We start from the raw sequence: 17,878 nt of genomic DNA on the forward strand, positions 1-17,878 counted from the left end.
TCATCACTTTGTCCCAATCTCCAGAGCTATTCGCCGTTTCACGGAAACGGCGAATAGCTCCAACTTTTTGTTTCAACACAATTCCGGACGGAAAACCGTTTAACACTTTTCCTGGAATTGCTCACAGGCAGTCTCCGAACGCATGAGCCTCGTCAAGAAATTCGCAACAGTCGCTTCCGGCACGCTGATGAGCCGCGCACTGGGGTTTGGCCGCGAGATGCTGATGGCGGCGGCGCTGGGCACCGGGCCGGTGGCCGACGCGTTCAATGCCGCCTTCCAGTTTCCCAACACCTTTCGCCGGCTGTTCGCCGAGGGCGCCTTCAACGCCGCCTTCGTGCCGCTGTTTGCCAAGGAGATCGAAACGCACGGCACCGATGGCGCCAAGCGCTTCTCCGAGGAAGTGTTCGGCGTGCTGTTCACCGCGCTGCTGGCACTGACCATCGTCATGGAACTGGCGATGCCGCTGATCGTGCGCTACCTGGTGGCGCCGGGCTTTGCGGACACGCCTGGAAAGTTCGAGACGACCGTCGCACTGGCGACGATCATGTTCCCGTACCTCATCTGCATGTCGCTTGCCGCCATGATGGCGGGCATGCTGAATTCGCTGCGCCGCTATTTCGCGGCGGCGATCGCGCCCGCGTTCCTCAACATCATCCTGATCAGCGTGCTTGGCTACGCCTGGTATCATGGGCTGGATGCACGTGCTGTCGGCTTCAGCCTGTCCTGGGGCGTTTTGGCGGCAGGCATCGTGCAGCTCGCCATCGTCTGGGTGGCGGTGCGCAACGCCGGCATCTCTATCGGCTTCCGCCGGCCGAAGATGACGCCGAACGTGAAGCGGCTGTTGATCCTAGCGCTGCCGGCGGCGATCACCGGCGGCATCACCCAGATCAACCAGCTGATCGGCACGGCGATCGCGTCGGCGCAAGACAGCGCCGTGTCCTCGCTCGCCTATGCCGACCGCGTCTATCAGCTGCCGCTCGGCGTCGTCGGCGTGGCAGTGGCGATCGTGCTGTTGCCCGAGCTGTCGCGGGCGTTGAAATCAGGCAATCTGATCGAGGCGGCCAATCTGCAGAACCGCTCCGTCGAGTTCACCCTGTTCATGACCTTGCCGGCGGCGGCGGCACTCTGGGTGATGTCGGAGCCGATCGTGCGGCTGGTCTATGAGCGCGGCGCGTTCGCCGCCAACCATTCGACGCCGACGGTGGCGGCGATCCTGGCGATCTTCGGCCTGGGCTTGCCGGCCTTCGTGCTAATCAAGGCCTTCACCCCTGGCTATTTCGCCCGCGAAGACACGCGCACGCCGATGATCTTCGCCGCCATCTCGGTGGCGGTGAATGTCGCCACCGCGCTGACGCTGTTTCCCAGGATGGGTGCACCCGGCATCGCGGTGGCGTCTGCCGTGGCCGGCTGGGTCAACGCGCTGATGCTGCTTGGCGTGCTTATCCGGCGCGGCCATTGGGGCCGCGACGTGCCGCTCCTGAAGCGCATTCCACGCCTGGTGCTGTCGGCGGCGGTCATGGCGGTGGCGCTGTATTTCGCCGAGCATTGGCTGGCCGTCAGACTCGGCCCCGGCTCGCCGCTGGTGGTCAAAGCGACGACGCTTCTGACGCTCGTCGCCGGTGGAGCGCTGCTCTACTTCGTCACCGCGTTTGCCACGGGTGGCGCCGATTTCGGCATGATCCGGCGCAATGTCGGACGCAAGGAGACACCACAGCCTAAGGAACAGTCTTCAGATCCGTGAGCCGGAATTCGTCGGCTGTCGAAAGCATTGGGACGGCATAGTAGCGCGCGCAAGCATAGTGAAAACAATCCGCCAAATTCAGTCGGATGGCGTTGTTGCGAAACCGCGACGCAGCCTCAACGGACAATGACGTTGCGTCAGCGGCAGGCGGAAGCTCCCGCACGGCAATAGCCCGTTCTTCGAGAAAACGACTGACTATCTTGAGGCTCACTTCGACCGGCACCGCTAGCTTTTCGGATCGCGAAAGGGCCATTGCCGCTTCCCACACCGCGATTGCCGACGTGAACGGAGCCGACGCTTCCAAGACGGCCCGTGCGCAGCGCTGCGCTTCGGCCTCGTGGCTGAGCATCGCGACGATAGCGGCCGCGTCGACAAACATCAGTCTTCGCCGGACAATTCGTCGTAGACCGAGCGCGGCAGCGGTTTGCGCGCCTGCTCGCTGAGCTCGATTCCAAATTCGGCGCGCAGCCTTGCCGCCGTCTCCAACGGCGTCTCGCGATTGCGGCGGCGCTCAAGCGCTTCGCGCATGGCAATCACGATCGCCTCGGTTATGCCAACGCCCTCAATTCTAGCGAAGGTTCGCGTTAAGTCATCCGCTTCTTTGTTGTTGATGTTGATCGTCATAACGTGCCTACTCAATCGAATGTAGCGGAAACAATGTAGCCACCTACATCAAAATGTCAATATCTTGAGGAGCCTTTGGAGGGCCAACCAGCCCCTTGATCCTGCCGCCCCCTTCGTCCATAAGCGCGCCGTCGCAAGACTTTCGCCGCGCGCGGTTTCCAGCTGCATGATTGGCTCCAAAAAGTCTGCAACTTTTTGGAATCATGCTTATACGGCCCTCCACAAGCCATGAGGAAACCCATGTCCGCCTTCAAGCCACTCGTCTTCTCTGGTGTCCAGCCGACCGGCAATCTGCACCTCGGCAACTATCTCGGCGCCATCAAGAAATTCGTCGCCCTGCAGGACACGTCCGACTGCATCTATTGCGTCGTCGACCTGCATTCGCTGACCGCGCAGCTCGTCTATGATGACCTTGCTGACCAGACGCGGTCGATCACCGCGGCGTTCCTCGCCTCCGGCATCGACCCGAAGAAGCATATCGTCTTCAACCAGTCGCGGGTCATGCAGCATGCCGAGCTTGCCTGGATCTTCAATTGCGTGGCGCGCATCGGCTGGATGAACAAGATGACGCAGTTCAAGGACAAGGCCGGCAAGGATCGCGAAAACGCTTCGCTGGGCCTGCTCGCCTATCCCTCGCTGATGGCCGCCGACATCCTGCTTTACCGCGCCACCCATGTGCCGGTCGGCGAAGACCAGAAGCAGCACCTGGAGCTGACCCGCGACATCGCGCAGAAATTCAACAACGACTTCTCCGATCGCATCGCCAGCCTTGGCGTCGGCGTCGAGATGCAGGTCGGCGAGGAGACGGTGAACGGCTTCTTCCCGATCACCGAACCGGTCATCGGCGGCCCGGCGGCGCGCATCATGAGCCTGCGCGACGGGTCGAAGAAGATGTCGAAGTCGGACCCGTCGGACCTGTCGCGCATCAACCTGACGGATGACGCCGACACCATCTCGAAGAAGATCCGCAAGGCCAAGACCGATCCGGAAGCCTTGCCGAGCGAAGTCGACGGGCTGGAAACCCGGCCGGAAGCCGAAAACCTGGTCGGCATCTATGCCGGTCTCGCCGAGCTTTCCAAAGCCGAGGTGCTGAAGGAATTCGGCGGTCAGCAGTTTTCGGTGTTCAAGCCGGCGCTGGCCGATCTGGCGGTGGAGAAGCTGGCGCCAATCGCCAGCAAGATGCGCCGCATCCAGGGCGATCGCGCCTATGTCGACGCGGTGCTCAGGGATGGCGGCGAACGCGCCGGCGTGCTGGCCGAAACGACGATGAAGACGGTGCGCGACATCGTCGGCCTGCTGCAGGGCTGACCTGTACCAAGACACCGCCGCCGGCCGGCCGCTTGCGGCCAGATGGTGGCGGTGGCAGATTGCGGCCGAAAACACATCGAGCAGATAGACATGGTCTCCAAACGCCTCATCCGTGAAGCCGGTCATCGCAGGAAATTCCTGACGATCATCGACGATACGCCGGAATGCGAGCGTGCCGTCGCCTACGCCTCGAAGCGGGCGCAGAGCACCAGCGGCACGCTGGTGCTGCTCTATGTCATCGTCCCTGATGATTTCCAGCATTGGCTGGGCGTCGAGAAGATCATGCGCGAAGAGGCCAACGCCACGGCGCGCGCGGCGCTTGATGGCTATGCCAACAAGGTGCGCCAGAAGCTCGGCATCGAGCCGGAGATGGTGGTGCGCGAAGGCAAGCCGACGGAGGAGATCCACAGGCTGATCGAGGAAGACCAGGATATCGCCATCCTGGTGCTGGCGGCCGGCGCCGGCAAGGAAGGCCCGGGGCCGCTGGTCGGCGCCGTGGCCGGCAAGGGTGCTGCCTTCCCGATCCCTGTGACTGTGGTGCCGCAGAATCTTTCCGACGAGGAGATCGACAGTCTCGCCTGAGGTTGGTTGATATCCAGGTGAGGCCGGCCTGCAAATGACGGCTTCCTGCGCTTCCGGTGCTCACGTACTTCAAGTACACTCCGCTCCGGTTCTCGGAAACCGCCCTTTTCGACTCGGCCTGACCTGAATCTCAACACACCTCATAGTGTGACAAAAACATTCCGCCAGCCAGCCGTTCCGGCGACGCGTTTCGCTTGAATGTTCAGCCGATAGAGCTTATTTAGAACTATTCCAAACTATCTGCCCGATACGGGCACGGAGACGTCCATGTTCATCCAGACCGAATCGACGCCGAACCCGGCGACGCTGAAATTCCTGCCCGGCAAGGAAGTGCTTCTGGAAGGCACCGCCGATTTCCGCGATGCCGACAGTGCGGCCGTGGCGTCGCCGCTGGCGGGCCGGCTGTTCGAAATCCCCGGCGTCACCGGCGTGTTCTTCGGCTATGATTTCATCACCGTGACCAAGGACGGCCCCGACTGGCAGCATTTGAAGCCGGCGATCCTCGGCGCCATCATGGAGCATTTCATGTCCGGCGCGCCTGTCATGGCCAAGGCGGGTCCCGCCGCCGAAACCAGCCAGACCGGCGAATTCTACGACAAGGCGGACGAGGAACTCGTCATCACCATCAAGGAGCTGCTCGACACGCGGGTGCGCCCGGCGGTGGCCCAGGATGGCGGCGACATCACCTTCCGCGGTTTCGAGAATGGCACCGTGTTCCTGCACATGAAGGGCGCCTGCGCCGGTTGCCCGTCATCGACGGCGACGCTGAAGCACGGCATCCAGAACCTGCTTCGCCATTTCGTGCCGGAAGTGCAGCAGGTCGAGCAGGTCGCCTGATCGTTTCGCTCTATTTGCCAACTGTAAAAAACAAAAAACCGGGCCGAATTGCCCGGTTTTCTGTTTTGGGACGTCCATTGTTGCCTAGACGGTCCGCGTACGAACTGCTTTGACCCTGGTCCTTGCGACCACGATCAGAGGACGATGACCTTGGCGCCGACCGAGGCGCGATCATAAAGGTCGATGACGTCCTGATTCATCAGCCGGATGCAGCCCGACGACATCGCCTTGCCGATCGAGTTCCATTCCGGGCTGCCGTGCAGGCGGTAACCCATGTCACCGCCCTTGTTGAAGAGATACATGGCGCGAGCGCCGAGCGGGTTCTTCAGGCCCGGCTCCATGCCGCTGGCGAACTTGGCGAGTTCCGGCTGGCGCTTGATCATCTGCGACGGCGGCGTCCAGGTCGGCCACTCACGCTTGATCGCGATATGGGCGGTGCCATGCCACTCGAAGCCCTCGCGGCCGACGCCGATGCCGTAGCGGATCGCCAGGCCGTCGCCCTCGACGAAGTAGAGGAACTTGTTCTGCGTATCGACGATGATCGTGCCGGGTTTTTCCTTGGTGTCGTAATTCACTTCCTGGCGGTGATACTTCGACGGCACCTTCTCGATCGGGATGCGCGGCAGCTGGTAACCGGCATCGGTCACCGCGCCATAGTCGTTGGAAAATATCTGCCCGCCAATGGTGCTGCAACCGGCGAGTGCAGTGGACAGCGCCATTGCGGCAACTATTGCAAGCGACTTCATGCGCATGAGATGATCCGGAGCCCCGCCCAAACTTAGAGCGGCACGAGTCGGCCGCCTTCTCGCCATCATTCATGCTGGCATTTGCTTTGCTTGCCAAGCACCCGATGCCTATATCCAGGGCCTTACCTGCTGGTAAGCGTATCACTATGGCATTTCGGCAACAGCCTTCACCAGATTGTGAAGCAAATTCAATGGGCCCGAACCGCGGGCCGGCAAAATCAGGGAAACCACCATGAATGTCGGCGACGCCGCCAACCGCTCAGGCCTGCCGGCCAAGACCATCCGTTACTATGAGGAGATCGGCCTGATCGCGCCCGCGCGCGCCGCCAACGGCTACCGCGACTATTCCGGCGACGATATCCACCGGCTGGCCTTCCTGCGCCGCGCGCGCAATCTCGGCTTTTCCATCGATGATTGCCGCCAGCTGATGGCGCTCTACCAGGACCGCAGCCGCGCCAGCCACGACGTGCGCGAGATCGCCGCTGCCCATGTCAAGGCGATCGAGGACAAGGTGCGCGAGCTGCAGTCGATGCGTTCGACCCTGCAGACGCTGATCCACGCCTGCCATGGCGACAACAGGCCGGACTGCCCGATCCTGGATGATATGGCGGGAGCGGCCGGCGACGGAGCCGTTTCGGCGAGGCGATAGCGAAAAGAGGTTTGCCGGCCGGCGCGATGACTTCGTGTACCCATCCGTTCAATGTCTGGAACGGACCGGATAGGCGTGCTTCGGCTGACTCGCGCGCGAAAACTGATTTAGGTAAGTCTAATATGCTAATTGGCTAAAGTACGGAACGTCCAATGGACAAGAACGGAACCAAAGCGGTTACGTCAGACCTTTGCGCAGACAACGCAAGACTTTAGTCCTGCCGTCTTATAGTTAAGAACGGAAGGTGATCGGCAGGACGTAGGGCCGCGCCGGATCAATACCAGACTGCGCTCAGACAAATTATGGTGCGATCGCGGAAGGCGCTCGGGTTGCCCCGGAGCCCGGTTGGCTGCCTGTGGCCGGTAGCCTCGTCCAGACTCCAACCGGCAAGTCGCATTCTCGCCATGGAGCGGAGATGACCAAGATGGATGAGGCCCGCAACCGACAGCTAGGTGTCTTGCATGGTGCTGCTGAACACTCTGCGGGAAGTCACTGCAAAAGAAGTCGAGGCACAGGACATCTCGGCCCATGTCGGCATGACCGCAGATGCCATCGAGAGAAATCCGGCCCTCAGGTTTAAAAGAAAGCCCGGCTAGAAACCGAACATCGAAAAAAATGGGCAGATCGCGCTATATGCTAATTTACTAAAGTAATAGAACATCCAATGGACAAGAACGGAACCAAAGCGGTTACGTCAGACCTTCGTTGGCGAGATGCAAGACTTTAGTCCTGCAATTCTTTATAGTTAAAAATGAAAATTAATCGGCACAGCATGAGGCCGCGCCGGATCAATACCAGATTATACTCAGGAAAATATGGTGCGATCACGGAAGGCGGGACTGTACCTGGTGATCTCTCTGTTTTTCGAGGAACAGCTTGGCGTGTTCGCCCCATTCAGGAACCGTGGTCTTGTGCTCCTGAACGTACTTGCCGAAGGCCTCGCGCAAAGCGGCAAGGTCAAATGCCCAAAGATGTTCGCCCTTATCGTCGTTCAACGTCACTTCACCAACCCCATCGAGTCGATGGTATTGCCTCCAAATTAGGCGTTCAAGAGCTGAGGCCTGACTTCTTTTGGGGGCTTTTGGGTTTCTCAAACCGATAATCGTCTCCACAAAGAGTTCAAACCGTGAACAGAATCTGGCATGGTGCCTGCATGCCAATCATCTCCCCTATCGCAATCAATCCCCTGATCGACGGTCGCCAATCGGAGCGTGCCATGCTGGTGCGGCGTGGCGTGCAGCGGCTGCTCATGGAAATGGGCGCGCATGTGTTGCCTGAGCTGTCGCTGGCGACCGGCCGCCGCGCCGATCTCGTGGCACTGACCCGACAAGGCGACATCTGGATCATCGAGATCAAATCCTCGATCGAGGATTTTCGCGTCGACCGCAAATGGCCCGACTACCGGCTGCATTCCGACCGGTTCTTCTTCGCCACCCATCCCGGCGTGCCTTCGGAGATTTTTCCGGAGGAGTGCGGCTTCATCCTCTCCGACGGCTACGGCGCCGAAATCCTGCGCGACGCGCCCGAGCACCGGATGGCGGCGGCAACGCGCAAGGCGCTGATGCTGCGGATCGCACGCGCCGGGGCTTCACGGCTGCTGGCGGCGGAGCTGGCAGGCGTGTCGGTGCCGGCGCTCGACGGGGAGAGCGAGTAGCTTCCAGACGCGCGCTACTCCTCGCCCTCCTCGCCAACCGCCGGTGCCATCAACAGCACGGCGGCGCCGAGGATGGCGGCGATGAAGGAGCCGGCGAGGATGCCGACCTTGACGGCGTCCTGCAGCGCGACATCGCTGGCGAAGGCGAGCAGGCCGATGAACAGGCTCATGGTGAAGCCGATGCCGCAGAGCAGCGAAATGCCGATCATATGCCGCCAGCCGGCATGGGCCGGCAAGTCAGCCAGGCCAAGCCCTATGGCGAGCGCGGAGGAGCCGAAGACGCCGACCAGCTTGCCTAGCACGAGGCCGGCGGCGACACCCAGCGTCAACGGCTCGATCAACGCGCCAAGGCTCAGGCCGGCGAACGAAACGCCGGCATTGGCAAAGCCGAAGATCGGAATGACGATGAACGGCACGATCTTGTGCAGGCCATGTTCGAGCCGATGCAGCGGCGAATGGTCGAGGTCATGGCCGATCCCGGCGGAGCGTTCGAGCGGAATGGTCAGCGCCAGCGCCACGCCGGCAAGCGTGGCATGGACGCCCGACTTCAACACCAGCACCCACAATATGGCGCCGAGCACCAGGTAAGGCACCAGCGTCATCACCCGCATGCGGTTGAGCACGACGAGCGCGGCAATGACGGCGAAAGCCGCTCCCAGATACGCCAGCGACAGGCCGCTGGTGTAGAAGATGGCGATGATGATGACGGCACCGAGATCGTCGATAATGGCAAGCGCGGTAAGGAAGACCTTCAGCGATGCCGGCACGCGGCTGCCCAGCAGCGACAGCACGCCGAGCGCAAAAGCGATGTCGGTGGCGGTCGGGATGGCCCAGCCGGCGAGCGCGGCCGAATTGCCGCGGTTGATGAAGACATAGACCAGCGCCGGCACCACCATGCCGCCGGCGGCCGCGACGCCGGGCAGCACGCGCCTTGGCCAGGTGGACAGCTGGCCGTCCAGCATCTCGCGCTTGATCTCGAGACCGACGAGCAGGAAGAACACCGCCATCAGCCCGTCATTGACCCAGTGCGAGACGCTGAGCGGCCCGAGATAGGCGTGGAGAACGGAGAAATAGGTCTCGGAGAGCGGCGAATTGGCGACGATCAGGGCAATGGCCGCCGCTGCCATGAGAATGACGCCGCCGGCCGCCTCGCTGTCGAGAAATTCGCGGAAGACGGATTTTTGCCGCTCGTCGTGCATGTATCCTCCGTTGCCTGGTCTGGCGGCCGGGTTCCTATCGCTACAATGATGCGCAGGCGTCGCCGGCACCGCAAGACTTCTGGTTTCCTAAGTTTGTATAGTTCGCATTGGCAGATGGCGTGCCTCGACGTTTGGCTGGAACGCCCATCACTTCGTCATCCCATGGCGAAGCTAGGAGCGAAGCGACGCGGCGCAGACCATAGGATCCATGCCGTGACTTCAGAGCGCTGCCGCGGTGCCGAATTCTGTTCCGTTGCACTCCGCGGCTGGTGTCACGGCATGGATCCTTGGGTCTTCGCTCCGCTTTGCGTCGCTACGCCCAAGGATGACGAAGCTCTGTTTATCGCGGCGCGCGCTTGGCCAGTATGCGCTGCAGCGTGCGGCGATGCATGTTGAGCCGGCGCGCGGTTTCGGAAACGTTGCGCTCGCACATTTCGTAGACCCGCTGGATGTGCTCCCAGCGGACGCGGTCGGCCGACATCGGATTTTCCGGGGGCGCGGCGCGCTCGCCGGCGGTGCGGGTGAGTGCGGCGAAAATGTCGTCGGCATCGGCGGGTTTCGACAGATAATCGACGGCGCCGAGTTTTACCGCGGTCACCGCGGTGGCGATGTTGCCGTAGCCGGTCAGGATGATGGTACGGGAGTCCTCGCGCTTCTCACGGATGGCGGCAACCACGTCGAGCCCGTTGCCGTCGCCGAGCCGCATGTCGACCACGGCGTAGGCGGGCGGATTGGCCCGCGCCTTGCCGACCGCCTCCTCGACGCTCTCGGCCGTCTCGACCACGAATCCCCTGGTTTCCATGGCCCGGGCCAGGCGTGTGAGGAACGGCTTGTCGTCATCGACGATCAGAAGGGAGGTGTCCTCGCCTTCAACCATTGCACCGATATTTTCATCGCCAGTCATCGTCTTGAAAATCCTGCTGCCTTAATTTTACGCAGATATAGTTTTGCGTCGCTATTGTCCAATTTACGCAGTGTCAAACATCGTCGCGGGCGCCGATTCCGGGTTCAGGAAGACGTTTCTGGGCCACGAGATCTGCACCACGGCGCCCTCGCCCAGTCCGCTCGAGTTGCGGAAGTCGAGCGTGGCGCCGGAGCGTTCGAGCAGCGTCTTGGCGATGAACAGGCCAAGCCCCAGGCCACCGCCGGCTTCATTGCCCTGGCGCGTCGACATATAGGGCTCACCGATGCGGTCGATGATCTCGGGCGGAAAGCCGGGGCCGTCGTCGATGATCGAAAAGGTGACGATGGTCTCATCCCAGCTCCAGCGCACGGTGACGCTCTTGCGGGCGAAATCGACGGCGTTCTCGACCAAATTGCCGAGGCCGTAGATGACGCCCGGATTGCGGCGCCCGACCGGTTCCGGCCCGGTTCGCTCGCCGGGGCGAAGCTTGATCGAGATGCCGAAGTCGCGATGCGGCGCGGTGACCTCCTCGACCAGCGAGGTCAGCGGCAGACGGGAAAGATGCGCTTCGCCCTCGGTCGACAGGCTGGTCAGGCGCTTGAGGATTTCACGGCAGCGTTCGCTCTGGGAGCGAAGCAGTTTTACGTCCTCGCCGTATTTCGGATCCTTACCAAGCGCCTTTTCCATCTCCTTGGCGACAAGCGTGATGGTGGCGAGCGGCGTGCCAAGCTCGTGCGCCGCCGCCGCCGCGAGGCCGTCGAGCGCCGAAAGGTGCTGCTCGCGCTGCAGCACCAGTTCCGTGGCGGCAAGCGCGTTGGCCAGAAGCCGGGCTTCGGCCGCGACCCGGAAGGCATACATCGCCGTGAAGGCGATCGAGGACAGCACCGCCATCCACATGCCGGCGACATAGATGAAGGGCATCTCCAGCGGCGCGCCCTCGTGCCAGGGCAGCGGCAGGTGGATGAACACAAGCAAGGTCGCCGCGATCATTACCAGCCCGCCGAGCAGCGCGGTCAGCCGCAACGGCAGCGACGTCGCCGAGATGACGACGGGTACGGTCATCAGCAGCGAGAACGGATTGGTCAGGCCACCGGTCATGTAAAGCAGGCCGGCAAGCTGCAGGCTGTCGAAGATCAGGATGCCGAAGGCGGCGAACGGGGTGAGCCGGTGGGCCGCCGGAAAGCGGAAGGCGAGATAGAGGTTCATCCAGGCCGAGCAGGCGATCAGCGCGAAGCAAAGGCTGACCGGCAGCGGGAATTTCAGGCCATAGGCGACGACGAGCACCGTCACGCTCTGGCCGACAATGGCAAGCCAGCGCAGCCGGATCAACGTGTTGAGGCGCAGTCTCTGGCTCTGCTGGAAATCGGGCGAACGTAAAACGTTGATCATGATGGTGGATTACAACTGCAGGAGGGCAAGCGCCAGTGGCGGTGCGCAGTCTGCATCCGCGATTGGCCGAAGCCCCCGACGTCGTCATCCCTGGGCGAAGCAGGAGCGAAGCTCCGTCGGGGAGACCCAGGGATCCATGCCGCGATCCTAGACGTGGAGTGCAGCGGTGCAGAATTCTGGGCCGTAGTGACGCTTCAGAGTCCCGGCATGGATCCTCGGGTCTGCGCCGCGTCGCTGCGCTCCTTGCTCCGCCCGTGGATGACGAAGTGATTGATGTTTGCGCCAAATATTCAAGGAACCCCTCCTGATCCAAGCGGTCCGCCCAAACTTCCCGAGGCTAGGTGCCTCTCGGCTTCGCTCTTGCGGTAGCCGCCGCCAGCAGCGGATTTTCCGGCCAGACATGCTTGGGATAGCGGCCGCGCATGTCGGCGCGCACATCCGCCCAGGAGCCGCGCCAGAAGCCAGGCAGGTCGCGCGTCGTCTGGATCGGCCGGTGCGCCGGAGACAACAGTTCCAGCGTCAGCGATACCGTGCCGTTGGCGATCGAAGGATGGCGATCGAGGCCGAACAGTTCCTGTACCCGCACCGCCAGCACCGGCCATTCGCCGTCATAGCGGATCGGCAAATGGCTGCCTGAAGGCGCGTCGAAATGGGTCGGCGCCAGCGTGTCGATCTTGCGCTGGAGATCGTGCGGCACGAGCGAAGCCAGCCCGGCGGAAATGGCGCCTGAATCAATGGCCGCGAAGGATGCGGCCCCGGACAGGAACGGCAGCAGCCAGTCGTCGAGATGTTCGAGAAGCGCCGCATCCGACATGTCGGGCCAGGGCGGCCCAAGCCCACGGTGCAGCCAAGAGAGCCGCTGGCGCAGCGTCTCGGCCTCCTTGCCCCAGCTCAGCAGCGACAATCCGTGTTCGCGCAAGGCATCGAGGATCGCCCTGTCCGCATCCGCGCCTGAAGGCGCCGGCAGCATGCGCTCGGCGAGCGTGATGGCGCCAATGCGCACGGTTTCGCGCACCCGCAGGGCGCGGCGCTCGCGATCGAAGCTCGTTTGCCTGCGCGTTTCGATCCGGTCGGCCAGCGCGGCGCGGATGTCGTCCTCGCCGATTGCCGCCGCTGCCGCGATGCGCGCATTCTGCGCCTTGCCTTGCAGGTCGGCGACGACCAGAAACGGCTCGCCGGCCAGCGGATCGGCGGCATCGAGCATGGCGCCGGAGCCATTGGCCAGCACGAAGCGCCCGCGTTCACCGCGCGCCTTGGCGACGCGGTCCGGCCAGGCGTGGATGAGCAGAGGACCGGCTGAAGCAGCTTCGCTTTGTTTTGTACCGCCCACCTGCCTTGCCAGCCTCTCAGCCAGTTGCCGCGCGGCGGTAGCGCGCGGCGATCTCTCCCCACGAAAGCGCATCAGCCGTCGCTCCAGATCAGCGCCGTCGCCGCCCAGCCCGCGTTCGGTGAGCAACACGGCCAGCATGGCCGCCTCCCCGGCATGGCCGCTCTTCGCAGCCTCGGCGACCATATGCGCCAGCCGCACCGGCAGAGCGAGCTTGCGCATCGACGCGCCCGCTTCGGTCAGACGCCCGGCCTCGTCGATGGCATGGAGCGCGCGCAGCAGCACCCTTGCCTCGTTGAGCGCCGGGGCCGGCGGCGGATCGAGGAAGGCGAGCGTCGCGGGATCGGCGACGCCAAAGGCGGCGCAGTCGAGCAGCAGGCCCGAAAGGTCCGCTTCGAGGATTTCCGGCGGCGTGAAGGCGGGCAATGCCGCCGTCTGCTCGGCGCGCCACAGCCGGATGGCGACGCCAGCTTGCGTGCGCCCGGCGCGGCCGGCGCGCTGGTCGGCCGATGCCTTGCTGACGCGCACCGTCTCCAGCCGGGTGAGACCGCTCGCTGGCTCATAGCGCGGCAGCCGTGACAGGCCGGAATCGATGACGACCCGCACGCCGTCGATGGTGATCGAGGTCTCGGCGATCGAGGTCGCCAGCACCACCTTGCGGCGGCCTGGTTGCGCCGGCTTGATCGCCGCGTCCTGCGCCTTGCCGTCGAGCATGCCATAGAGCGGCACGATGTCGGTGTCGGCGCCGATCTTGCCGGACAGCCGCTCGGCGGTGCGCTCGATCTCGCGCTGGCCGGGCAGGAAGGCAAGCACGCTGCCGCTTTCGTCCGCGAGAGCGTTGCGGATCGCCTTGGCCATGGCGTCCTCGATAGGGATGCCGGCAGGCCGTTCGTCGTAGCGGATGTCGACGGGGAAGGCACGGCCCTCGCTTTCGATAACCGGCGCGCCCGACAGGAGTTTTGCGACGCGCGCGCCATCGAGTGTCGCCGACATCACCAGCAGCCGCAGGTCCGGCCGCAGGGCGCCTTGCACATCGAGCGCCAGCGCCAAGCCGAAATCGCCATCGAGCGAACGCTCGTGGAATTCGTCGAAGATCACCGCCGAGACGCCGGGCAATTCGGGATCGTCGAGGATCATGCGCGCCAGCACGCCTTCGGTGACGACCAATATCCTGGTTTTTGCCGAGGTGCGGTTTTCCATGCGCATGGCATAGCCGACGGCGGCGCCGGGTTCTTCGTCGAGCAGTTCAGCCATGCGGCGGGCGGCGGCGCGAGCGGCAAGCCGGCGCGGTTCGAGCAGCACGATCTTGCCCGCACTTAGCCACGGCGCGTCGAGCAGCGCCAGCGGCACCAGCGTGGTCTTGCCGGCGCCGGGTGGCGCCACCAGCACGGCGCTGTTATCGGAGCCAAGCGCCTCGCTCAGCGCCGGCAGCACGGCTGATACCGGAAGCTCCGGCAAGGGTTTTGCGGTCATCGCGTCCGCATATCAGCGGTCACGGTCGCCGTGCAACTGGCACCAGCTCAGAGCCGGGTCCGCGAAAACGGGTTCCAGCGCACCGTGCCCAGCCTTACTTCCTCGCGCACCATGGTCAGCAAGCCGGAACCGCCGACGACCGCGAGGCCGACCAACGACAGCCAGTCGGGATATTCCTTGAAGAACAGCGTGCCGAGGATGACCGCCCAGACGATCTGCGAATAATGCGTCGGCGCTATACGGTTGGCTGGGGCGTATTTGGCGGCGAGCAATTGCAGCAATTGTCCGCCTGCGGTGAAGGCGCCGGCCAACGCCAGCCAGACCAGCTGCATGGCATTCGGCAAGGTGAACGAGGTGGCGGCGGCGCCGAGCCCGTTGAACACCAAGCCGTAGCCGACAAGCACGCCGAGCATCGACGTGCGCTTCTCCTGCTGGGCGAGCGAGCGCATCAGGATGACGCTGGTCGCGGCGAGGAAGGCAACCACGAAGGCGGCCAGATGGCCGAGGTTCAATTCACGAAAGCCCGGCCGCACCACCAGCATCACCCCGGCAAAGCCGGCGACCACGGCCAGCCATCGCCAGGGGCCGACCTTTTCCTTCAGGATGACGGTCGACAGGATGGTGACCAGCAAGGGTGCCAGGAAGATCAAGGCGTAGACTTCGGCCAGGGGAATGTGGGTGAAAGCATAGACGCTGAGTACCCCGGACGCGATGCCGGCCCAGGCCCGGGCTTGCACGGCCCATGGCCGCTTCATGCGCCAGAAATCGCGCCAGCGTTCGCCCGCCGGGCGGGTGAAGAACAGGAAACAGCCGGCAAACAAGGTGGCGAAGAAACCGATCTCGAAGACGGTGAACTGTCCGCCCAGGCTCTTGATAACGGCATCGCTGCCCGAATAGCTTGCATAGGCGATTAGCGCGAGCAGGATTCCGTTCGTCACGTTGTTCCATTTCCGGGGAGAGAAGCATTGAAAATACTGGCTCTCGGTGCGCATCCGGACGACATCGAGATCTTCATGTTCGGTACGATGGCCGCCTATGCGGCGCAAGGCGCAGAGCTCACTTTTGCCGTGGCCACGGATGGGGCCAGGGGCGGTAAGAGCGATCCCGTCATTCTCGCCCGTGTCCGGCGCGAGGAAGCCACGGCCGCGGCCGCGCTGCTGGGGGCGACGCCGCGCTTCCTCGACTTTCCCGACGGCGAGCTGGTGGCCGACGCCGCGCTGATCGGCGCGCTGAAAGGGCTCATTCGCGAGATCGGGCCGGACCTGGTGATCACGCACGCACCCAACGACTATCACGCCGATCACCGCGCGCTGTCCGACGGCGTACGAATCGCGGCCTCGTTCAGCGTTCCGGTGCTGCATGCCGACACGATGGGCGGCACCGGATTTTCGCCGACGCACTATATCGATATTTCCAACCACGCCGAGATCAAGGCGCAGGCCATCCGCATGCACCAATCGCAGGACCCGGACCGCTTCGCCGACGCCGCCCGGACGCAGAACCTTTTTCGCTCCGGCCAGTGCAATGGTGAGCAAGCCTCGCAGGCCGAAGCCTTCCGCTTCGAGCCGATATTTCCTTTCGGCGACATTCGCGCGCTGCTGCCGCCGGCACCACCGATCCGGACAGTCATGGTGAGCACCAAGAAGGTCGACTGAGCCGGGAGACGGCCTGCGAGCCTGAACTCCGGCAGCGCTGCACATTGAGTTTTCGTGGGCGACGCCATCGCGTCCGGGCAACGTCGTCCCCCACTCCGTCGCCGCTTCGCGGCGCCACCTCTCCCCCCTCCGGAGGGAGAGGAAAGGAGCCAGCCTTCACAAGCTGGCGCCCTTCCTCTCCCCCGTCGATCGGGGGAGAGGTGGCCCGAAGGGCCGGAGTGGGGGTCGACCAGCGCCACGATGGAGGGAGGCCCGCGCCGTCATGTTGCGGCGCAGCGACGAATTCGCTTGCCTTGTTTAGTAAAAATTGCATCACTAAACAAATTACTAAACATTCGCGACGCTCTGGCGCTGCCATGTTTAGGCCCCTGAGGAGAGGGGTTGAGGGCTCTTGAAACCGTCATCCGGGCGCGTTTCGCAAATGGGAGGAAGGCATGAAATCGAGCTTTAAACTGGCGTTGGGACTGACCTCGGCGATATCAGCGTCGACAGCCGTCTCGAACGCCGCGCACGCTGAAGACCTGACGCTGTGCTGGGCCGCCTGGGACCCGGCAAACGCGCTTGTCGAACTGTCCAAGGATTTTACCAAGGAAACCGGCATCGGCATGAAATTCGAATTCGTGCCGTGGACCAATTACGCCGACCGTTTCCTCAACGAGCTGAATTCGCACGGCAAGCTCTGCGACCTGATCATCGGTGACAGCCAGTGGATCGGCGGCGCCGCCGAGAACGGCCACTACGTCAAGCTGAACGACTTCTTCGACAAGGAGAAAATCAGCATGGACGACTTCGTGCCGGCAACCGTGGTCGGCTATTCGGAATGGCCGAAGAACACGCCGAACTACTGGGCGCTGCCGGCCATGGGCGACGTCGTCGGCTGGACCTATCGCAAGGACTGGTTCTCCAAGCCGGAACTGCAGAAGGAATTCAAGGAGAAGTATGGCTGGGATCTCGGCCCGCCGGCTACCTTCGACCAGTTGAAGCAGATCGCCGAATTCTTCCAGAAGCGGCAGATCGACGGCAAGACCGTCTATGGCGCCTCGATCTATACCGAGCGCGGCTCCGAAGGCATCACCATGGGCGCCATGGACGTGCTCTACAGCTACGGCTTTCAGTACGAGAACCCGAAGAAGCCCTACGAGATGGAAGGCTTCGTCAATTCCGACAAGTCGGTGAAGGGGCTGGAGTTCTACAAGGCGCTCTATGATTGCTGCACCCCGCCCGGCGCGTCGAACAGCTACATGGGCGAAGGCGTCGATGCCTTCAAATCCGGCCAGGTGGCGATGCACATGAACTTCGCCTTCACCTGGCCAGGCCTGCAGAAGGACGAGAATGTCGGCGGCGACAAGATCGGCTATTTCGTCAATCCCAAGGGCCCCGATGGCGAACAGTTCGCCCAGCTCGGCGGCCAGGGCATTTCGGTGGTGTCCTATTCCGACAAGCAGGAATCGGCGCTGAAATACATCAAGTGGTTCGCCAACAAGGACGTGCAGGCCAAGTGGTGGTCGCTCGGCGGCTATTCCTGCCTGAACGCCGTGGTGAAGGATCCGAAATTCCCGGCCAGCCAGCCCTACGCGCAGACCTTCCTCGACTCGATGGCCATCGTGAAGGACTTCTGGGCCGAGCCGAGCTACGCCCCGCTGCTGCAGGCCTCGCAGAAGCGCTTCCACGACTATGTCGTCGCCGGCCAGGGTTCGGCCAAGGATGCGCTTGATGGCCTGGTCAAGGACTGGACCCAGGTGTTCCAGGACGATGGCAAGATGTAACCGGCTCCTCCCGAGCTAAGCCGA

General features: G+C 63.2%; 18 protein-coding genes. 9 read left to right on the forward strand and 9 right to left on the reverse strand.

Features of this window, described 5'->3' with window-relative positions; genetic code table 11:
- The first annotated feature begins 142 nt into the window (after positions 1 to 142).
- Positions 143 to 1,741, forward strand: a complete 1,599-nt coding sequence (murJ, locus tag FJ978_RS03910; RefSeq protein WP_013891435.1) for a murein biosynthesis integral membrane protein MurJ — start codon at positions 143 to 145, stop codon at positions 1,739 to 1,741.
- On the opposite strand, the gene FJ978_RS03915 is transcribed toward murJ, so the two are convergent.
- The gene (locus FJ978_RS03915) at positions 1,716 to 2,120 is read right to left on the reverse strand and encodes a type II toxin-antitoxin system VapC family toxin (protein WP_023775798.1); all 405 of its coding nucleotides are present in this window, start codon (positions 2,118 to 2,120) and stop codon (positions 1,716 to 1,718) included. The two genes, murJ and FJ978_RS03915, sit on opposite strands and share 26 nt — an antisense overlap.
- A complete protein-coding gene (locus FJ978_RS03920; RefSeq protein ID WP_013891437.1) occupies positions 2,120 to 2,365 on the reverse strand; it encodes a type II toxin-antitoxin system VapB family antitoxin in 246 nt (81 codons plus the stop codon). Before FJ978_RS03920 ends, FJ978_RS03915 begins: the two co-directional genes overlap by 1 nt.
- Positions 2,366 to 2,605: 240 nt before the next feature.
- Between FJ978_RS03920 and trpS the strand changes: the two genes are divergently transcribed.
- From trpS to FJ978_RS03935, 3 genes are all read left to right on the forward strand, one after another.
- Complete coding sequence (gene trpS, locus FJ978_RS03925; RefSeq protein ID WP_140570414.1) at positions 2,606 to 3,673, forward strand: tryptophan--tRNA ligase; 1,068 nt, start codon at positions 2,606 to 2,608, stop codon at positions 3,671 to 3,673.
- A gap of 90 nt (positions 3,674 to 3,763) precedes the next feature.
- The gene (locus FJ978_RS03930) at positions 3,764 to 4,255 is read left to right on the forward strand and encodes a universal stress protein (protein ID WP_013891439.1); all 492 of its coding nucleotides are present in this window, start codon (positions 3,764 to 3,766) and stop codon (positions 4,253 to 4,255) included.
- Positions 4,256 to 4,522: 267 nt separating this feature from the next.
- Positions 4,523 to 5,092 carry a NifU family protein gene (locus FJ978_RS03935; RefSeq protein WP_013891440.1) on the forward strand — a complete coding sequence of 190 codons (570 nt, stop codon included), beginning with the start codon at positions 4,523 to 4,525 and terminating at the stop codon, positions 5,090 to 5,092.
- Between the two features lie 134 nt (positions 5,093 to 5,226).
- Here FJ978_RS03935 and FJ978_RS03940 read toward each other — a convergent pair whose 3' ends face one another.
- Complete coding sequence (locus FJ978_RS03940) at positions 5,227 to 5,844, reverse strand: L,D-transpeptidase (protein ID WP_013891441.1); 618 nt, start codon at positions 5,842 to 5,844, stop codon at positions 5,227 to 5,229.
- Positions 5,845 to 6,070: 226 nt separating this feature from the next.
- On the opposite strand from FJ978_RS03940, the gene cueR reads away from it, so the two are divergent.
- Complete coding sequence (gene cueR, locus FJ978_RS03945; RefSeq protein ID WP_023766313.1) at positions 6,071 to 6,487, forward strand: Cu(I)-responsive transcriptional regulator; 417 nt, start codon at positions 6,071 to 6,073, stop codon at positions 6,485 to 6,487.
- Positions 6,488 to 6,948: 461 nt separating this feature from the next.
- Entirely contained in the window at positions 6,949 to 7,083 is a 135-nt protein-coding gene (locus tag FJ978_RS33365; RefSeq protein WP_281405982.1) for a hypothetical protein, read from the forward strand.
- A gap of 228 nt (positions 7,084 to 7,311) precedes the next feature.
- Here the strand turns inward: FJ978_RS33365 and FJ978_RS32690 are convergent, their stop codons facing one another.
- Positions 7,312 to 7,482: a hypothetical protein gene (locus FJ978_RS32690; protein WP_167313534.1), complete on the reverse strand. Its 171-nt coding sequence runs from the start codon at positions 7,480 to 7,482 to the stop codon at positions 7,312 to 7,314.
- A 158-nt stretch (positions 7,483 to 7,640) separates the two neighbouring features.
- Between FJ978_RS32690 and FJ978_RS03950 the strand changes: the two genes are divergently transcribed.
- Complete coding sequence (locus FJ978_RS03950) at positions 7,641 to 8,141, forward strand: MmcB family DNA repair protein (protein ID WP_023775811.1); 501 nt, start codon at positions 7,641 to 7,643, stop codon at positions 8,139 to 8,141.
- 14 nt (positions 8,142 to 8,155) lie between these two features.
- Here the strand turns inward: FJ978_RS03950 and nhaA are convergent, their stop codons facing one another.
- The 5 genes from nhaA to FJ978_RS03975 form a co-directional block, all read right to left on the reverse strand.
- The gene (gene nhaA, locus FJ978_RS03955; protein WP_140570416.1) at positions 8,156 to 9,340 is read right to left on the reverse strand and encodes a Na+/H+ antiporter NhaA; all 1,185 of its coding nucleotides are present in this window, start codon (positions 9,338 to 9,340) and stop codon (positions 8,156 to 8,158) included.
- Positions 9,341 to 9,680: 340 nt separating this feature from the next.
- Positions 9,681 to 10,244 carry an ActR/PrrA/RegA family redox response regulator transcription factor gene (locus FJ978_RS03960; protein WP_013891447.1) on the reverse strand — a complete coding sequence of 188 codons (564 nt, stop codon included), beginning with the start codon at positions 10,242 to 10,244 and terminating at the stop codon, positions 9,681 to 9,683.
- A 63-nt stretch (positions 10,245 to 10,307) separates the two neighbouring features.
- Positions 10,308 to 11,633, reverse strand: coding sequence for an ActS/PrrB/RegB family redox-sensitive histidine kinase (locus tag FJ978_RS03965; RefSeq protein ID WP_140570418.1), 1,326 nt, complete (start codon positions 11,631 to 11,633; stop codon positions 10,308 to 10,310).
- A gap of 337 nt (positions 11,634 to 11,970) precedes the next feature.
- Entirely contained in the window at positions 11,971 to 14,433 is a 2,463-nt protein-coding gene (gene hrpB, locus FJ978_RS03970) for an ATP-dependent helicase HrpB (protein ID WP_140570421.1), read from the reverse strand.
- 47 nt (positions 14,434 to 14,480) lie between these two features.
- On the reverse strand, positions 14,481 to 15,371 hold the full coding sequence (locus FJ978_RS03975; RefSeq protein ID WP_140570425.1) for a DMT family transporter: 891 nt from the start codon (positions 15,369 to 15,371) through the stop codon (positions 14,481 to 14,483).
- Between the two features lie 27 nt (positions 15,372 to 15,398).
- On the opposite strand from FJ978_RS03975, the gene FJ978_RS03980 reads away from it, so the two are divergent.
- Both FJ978_RS03980 and FJ978_RS03985 read left to right on the forward strand, forming a co-directional pair.
- Positions 15,399 to 16,088, forward strand: coding sequence for a PIG-L deacetylase family protein (locus FJ978_RS03980; RefSeq protein WP_013891451.1), 690 nt, complete (start codon positions 15,399 to 15,401; stop codon positions 16,086 to 16,088).
- A gap of 434 nt (positions 16,089 to 16,522) precedes the next feature.
- On the forward strand, positions 16,523 to 17,854 hold the full coding sequence (locus FJ978_RS03985; protein WP_140570427.1) for an ABC transporter substrate-binding protein: 1,332 nt from the start codon (positions 16,523 to 16,525) through the stop codon (positions 17,852 to 17,854).
- Positions 17,855 to 17,878 lie beyond the last annotated feature (24 nt).

The sequence above is a fragment of the Mesorhizobium sp. B1-1-7 genome (genome assembly GCF_006442705.1).
Classification (GTDB): domain Bacteria; phylum Pseudomonadota; class Alphaproteobacteria; order Rhizobiales; family Rhizobiaceae; genus Mesorhizobium; species Mesorhizobium opportunistum.